A 5,179-nucleotide genomic window follows, 5' to 3' on the forward strand; every position below is an offset into this window, starting at 1 on the left:
CGCGTAGCCGAACACGTAGTCAAGCGCTTGATCGGCGGGAATGTCCTTGCCCCGCTTGCCGATGGCCGCAACCAGTTCCATCTCGAAATGCACATTCTTCGATTGCGACGGATACGGGAATTCGCCGTTCGCGCAGCCCGGCCTGCGGCTCGTGAACTACACGCATCCGGAATATCGGGAAAGCCTGACGGGACTTTTCACCGAACATCCCGATGCCGCCGCTGGCGGCGCGCTGCTCGCCCGAGGCACGGAAGGCGAAGCGGTCGCCGATACACGCCGTCAAGTGCAAGTCGACTGGTTCCACGATGGTCATGCAGAAACGCTGCTCTCCCCGGAACGCTCGTCACCGGAAGCGCCTGCCGTGCCCTTGCCCGAGGCCCTCGACGCAGCGACTACCGCGCGCTGGATCGAGACCGTTCTACGCGGCGAAGCACCGATTCCCGCCGCGCTCGCGCGTCAGGCCGAGCTGATTGCGGAAATCGTCAGAAGACAAGAAGGTTGACAAACCCGCACGCCGTCGGCTACTGTGCAGAAATGAGCTTTGCCCAATTCTCCTCCCTTCGAATTACCCTGGGTCGCCTAGCGCGGCCCCTATCGCTACGTCTAGCGTAAGTCGCTAAACGTGGCGCCGTGCGTTCCCAACGCCCGGTCCCGCCTGTAGTTCCGTAGTGCCCCTTTCGCAGTTCCCTTTTCACCACCCGTAGTCGTCTGCTTTCGTCCGTTCATCCACGGCCACGAAAACGCGAGGATCACATGCACGCTGCATTTGCATCGTTCACGTTTGTCACCGGCGTCATCCGCGTCCGGGCAACACGTGAACCCTGGCAGCGCGCATCGGACCCATGCCGGCAAGCCGCCGGCCAAGTGTCCGCCTCGCAACGACTGCGCTTTCACGCGTACAACGCGTTCAGCCGAGGCCCACGATGATGATGCGCAACCCTTCCGAGAAATACCGCCCTTTCCCTCAAGTCACGCTCAAAGGCCGCCAATGGCCGACCCGTACGATCGAACGGGCGCCCATCTGGATGAGCACCGATCTTCGCGACGGCAACCAGGCGCTGATCGACCCGATGAGCATCGACGCCAAACTCGAATTCTTCGAGATGCTGGTGGCGGTGGGTTTCAAGGAAATCGAAGTGGGTTTTCCGTCGGCATCGCAGACGGATTTCGACTTCGCGCGCAAGCTGATCACGGAAAACCGCATCCCCGCCGATGTCACCATCGAAGTGCTCGTGCAATCGCGCCGGGACCTCATCGAGCGAACGTTTGAAGCGGTGGAAGGCGCGCCGAACGTGATTGTGCATCTGTACAACGCGATTTGTCCGTCGTTCAGAAAAATCGTCTTCGGGATGACGAAGGAAGAAACCAAGGCGCTGGCGGTGGAAGGCACGCGCATCATCAAGGAGTGCGCCGCAGCGCACCCCGGCACGCACTGGACGTATCAGTATTCGCCGGAAACGTTCAGCATGACCGAGCTTTCGTTTTCCCGCGAAGTCTGCGACGCCGTCGCGCAAATGTGGCGGCCGACGCCCGATCACAAGATGATCGTGAACTTGCCCGCCACGGTCGAAGCGGCCATGCCCAACGTGTTCGCGGATCAGGTCGAATGGATGGACCGCAACATGGGTTATCGCGACAGCATCGTGCTTTCGGTGCATCCGCATAATGATCGCGGCACGGCGGTCGCCGCGGCGGAACTCGCGATCCTGGCAGGCGCGGATCGCGTGGAAGGATGTCTCTTCGGCAACGGCGAGCGCACTGGCAACGTGGATCTCGTCACGCTCGCCATGAACCTGTACACACAAGGCGTCGACCCGGGCCTCGATTTTTCGGATATCGATGGCGTGCGGCGTGTCGTCGAACGATGCAATCAGATCCCCGTGCATCCGCGTCACCCGTATGCCGGCGATCTCGTGTTCACGGCCTTCTCAGGTTCGCACCAGGACGCAATCCGCAAGGGATTTGCGCAGCGCGTGGCCGGCACCGTGTGGGATGTGCCCTATCTTCCGATCGACCCCGCCGACCTCGGCCGTAGCTACGACGCCGTGATCCGCGTGAACAGCCAGTCGGGCAAGGGAGGCGCGACTTATCTCCTCGAACGCGGGTTGGGATTCACGCCACCGCGGCGCGTGCAGATCGAGTTCAGCCACGCTGTTCAAAAAGTCGCCGATTCCTCCGGCGAAGAAGTTTCAGGCGACGCCATTTGCGCCCTCTTCAAACGCGAATACTTCGATGCAAAAGGGCCCGCGTCACGCGCCGACGCTTCGGCGATTCGCTTCAACGACCGTCGCGTATTGGTGCCGGTGTCGAAGACGGCCGACGAAGCGCATGCCCAGGCCGTCGCGGCTGCAATGAGCGAGGCGGCGGGCGCCGCGATCGATGTGACTTCGTTTGAGACAGCGGTGACCGCTAAGGGAGAGACGGCGGTGTTCATCGGTTGCCGGATTGGCGATCAGACCGCGCGTTACGGCGTCGCCGTGCATGCAAACGCGGTTCAGGCAATCAGCGATGCGATTATCAGCGCGGTCAACCGCTCGCGCTGGGCGGGACGCAAGGCGGTGGAGGACGAAGCAGTTGCGGCTTAGCGTTTAGCAAATTTTTGCGAGTGGTAAAACAGGTGATTCCTGGGGACCGGCACCGCGATCTGCGCTTACAAGGCGCTGTCCTTCGCTACCGGGCTTCAGATGCCCAACCCGGCGGGCATCGACGGCGCTAATCCAGCGCCACGCGGGTCGCCTGCATCGCGAGCAATCTGTATTGCCCATTGACGTAAAGATGAACCGCCGTGTAAGCGATCGGAAACAACAGCGCGCCGTTTTTCGACTCCATCTCGATCAGCGCGCGTCCATGCACTATCCACGTGTCCCGCCCGCCCGGCATCAGGTCCTGAGTCTCGATCTCGATTTGCCGGTAGCGCCGCCGGCCGGCGGTGATTGCATCGATAAACTGCCGCTTCGACTCACGCTTGCCGTTGGTGTGGACATAGCTGGCGTTGTCCGCCAGCAGCGTGTCGAGCACCTCGCCGTCGCCGTCGACCATTGCGCGAAAACGGCTGCGCTCGAGTTCGCGGATTGCCTCGGCGGGCGCATCGGGGGGTTGTGCCGGCATCGATCGGTTCCTCTCACGATGGAGGACCCGATGGACCCGGTCCCCGTCAGAAGTTGTACTGCAAATATAACTGGCTGAAATTTATACCAGGATTCGGGTGTTCGATACCGGCGTTGGATAAATGCTGAAACCGGAAGCCCGCCTGGTAGTTCTGATGCGCGCCGAACGCCGCGCCGACACCCACCATGTCGGCAAACTGGAAGGACGATGAGAACGTACGGTCCTGCGTCTCGCGCACGTGCGACAGGAGCCGCACGCCGACGCCCGCCTCCACATACGGCCTGAACCAGCCAGAACTCTTGATGAAGCGGAATACCGGCGTCAGCCCGAATTCCCAGATATTCGGATGTGCAGCGTTGCTCTCGCGAATGTCCCAGTAAGCGACGTGCGCTTCGCCTACAACGGTGAAATGGAAGCCGCCGATCTCCCACCAAGTCCAGTTCGGGTCCCACACAACGCCGACGTCCGCCTTGCGGACATCGTGGTCGGCAACCCCGCCGGCGATCTGCACGCCAAACTGATCTGCTTTGGCACTCGCCGAAACCAGGGCAAGCGCCCCCAGCAGGGCACCGTAAAAAGAGCGTTTTTGCCAAACACTTTTGTTCTTTTGCATGAACTACTCCGGGGCTGGTTTCTCGAAACGCAATTACCGCAAAAGCGGCACGTCGCCATTTTAGAGACGGTCTCAAAAAAAAGCTCAAAACAGTTCTGTGGATTGTTGGAAATGCGGCATTAAGTTTCGCCGATCGACGATTTAAGAGGTAAATCGTGCGAAAACTTGCAAGTTTCTTTCGGTAAAATTGGCAAGGAACTCGTTTCTTCTGGCGAAATCCAGGGAAAGGTTCGGGAAATCACCTACGGGCTATTGGAGCATCAGTTCTAATAGCTTTTGGGGAACTCTCGGGTTGATTGCCCCTCTAATCTTTAGCACTCGAAATAGCAGAGTGCTAATATTGTGGCTGGACCCGGTTTTCATCGGGTTTTTTGTTGATAAGGAGCAGACAAGCGTGACCAATGCGATAACCCTTCCGAATACTGGACACTCGGCGTCGGCCAAGGCCGCTTCGGCAGGTGCGTTGACGTTTGCGCAGTCGTCCATGTTGACCGGTCAGATCGGCAACATCGACGCCTACATTTCGGCTGTCAACCGGATTCCGATGCTAACGCCGTCGGAAGAACGTCAGTACGCCACCGAATTTCGCGAGAACGACAACCTCGACGCTGCCCGTCAGCTCGTGCTGTCGCACTTGCGCCTGGTCGTGTCCATCGCCCGGAATTATCTGGGCTACGGCCTGCCGCATGCCGACTTGATCCAGGAAGGCAACATCGGCTTGATGAAGGCTGTAAAGCGTTTCGACCCGCAGCAAAATGTGCGGCTCGTTTCGTACGCCATGCACTGGATCAAGGCCGAGATTCATGAATACATCCTGCGCAACTGGCGCACGGTGAAGGTTGCGACCACGAAGGCACAGCGCAAGCTGTTCTTCAACCTGCGCAGCCACAAGACCGGACACAACGCGTTCACACCGGGCGAAGTGGACAGTCTTGCAAAAGAGCTGAATGTGAAGCGCGAGGAAGTCTCGGAAATGGAGACGCGTCTGTCCGGCGGCGACATCGCGCTGGAAGGCCAGATTGACGACGGCGAGGAATCGTACGCGCCGATCGCCTATCTGGCGGATTCGCACAACGAGCCGACCAACGTGCTGGCATCGCGTCAGTTCGACAAGCTGCAGAGCGAAGGATTGTCCACCGCGCTTGAATCGCTCGATGAACGTAGCCGCCGGATCGTCCAGGCGCGCTGGCTCGAGGTGGAAGACGACGGCTCGGGCGGCAAGACGCTGCATGAACTCGCCGACGAATTTGGTGTATCGGCCGAGCGGATTCGTCAGATCGAAGCCAGCGCAATGAAGAAGATGCGCACGGCGCTGCACGAATACGCATAACCCGTAAGCCGAAAGTTCGAAAAGCCCGCCGGCGGAAGACAGCGGGGTTTTTTTCTGTGCGGGGGAGGCTTGGGGCCTAGCGCGGCATCAAGTGGGGGCCGGCGGTATGCATCACCCCTAAAGATCGG

General features: G+C 60.0%; 4 protein-coding genes and 2 pseudogenes. 3 read left to right on the forward strand and 3 right to left on the reverse strand.

The features are described 5' to 3' along the window. A pseudogene (locus tag ACRXB1_RS29780) lies at nt 1–132 on the reverse strand (fumarylacetoacetate hydrolase family protein); the annotation flags it as partial. On the opposite strand from ACRXB1_RS29780, the pseudogene ACRXB1_RS29785 reads away from it, so the two are divergent. Next, nucleotides 125–502: pseudogene (locus ACRXB1_RS29785) on the forward strand (DNA-binding protein YbiB); the annotation flags it as partial. The pseudogenes ACRXB1_RS29780 and ACRXB1_RS29785 sit on opposite strands and share 8 nt — an antisense overlap. Nucleotides 503–926: 424 nt before the next feature. Then, a complete protein-coding gene (gene leuA / locus ACRXB1_RS29790) occupies nt 927–2,585 on the forward strand; it encodes a 2-isopropylmalate synthase (protein WP_062170394.1) in 1,659 nt (552 codons plus the stop codon). Between the two features lie 127 nt (nt 2,586–2,712). On the opposite strand, the gene ACRXB1_RS29795 is transcribed toward leuA, so the two are convergent. Together ACRXB1_RS29795 and ACRXB1_RS29800 are read right to left on the reverse strand one after the other, a co-directional pair. Next, the gene (locus ACRXB1_RS29795; protein ID WP_062168879.1) at nt 2,713–3,108 is read right to left on the reverse strand and encodes a nuclear transport factor 2 family protein; all 396 of its coding nucleotides are present in this window, start codon (nt 3,106–3,108) and stop codon (nt 2,713–2,715) included. Between the two features lie 46 nt (nt 3,109–3,154). Continuing rightward, entirely contained in the window at nt 3,155–3,721 is a 567-nt protein-coding gene (locus ACRXB1_RS29800; protein WP_062168877.1) for an acyloxyacyl hydrolase, read from the reverse strand. Between the two features lie 394 nt (nt 3,722–4,115). Between ACRXB1_RS29800 and rpoH the strand changes: the two genes are divergently transcribed. Beyond that, the gene (rpoH, locus tag ACRXB1_RS29805) at nt 4,116–5,051 is read left to right on the forward strand and encodes an RNA polymerase sigma factor RpoH (protein WP_061998349.1); all 936 of its coding nucleotides are present in this window, start codon (nt 4,116–4,118) and stop codon (nt 5,049–5,051) included. The last annotated feature ends 128 nt before the right edge of the window (nt 5,052–5,179 follow it).

This window comes from Caballeronia sp. M23-90 (assembly GCF_053574605.1).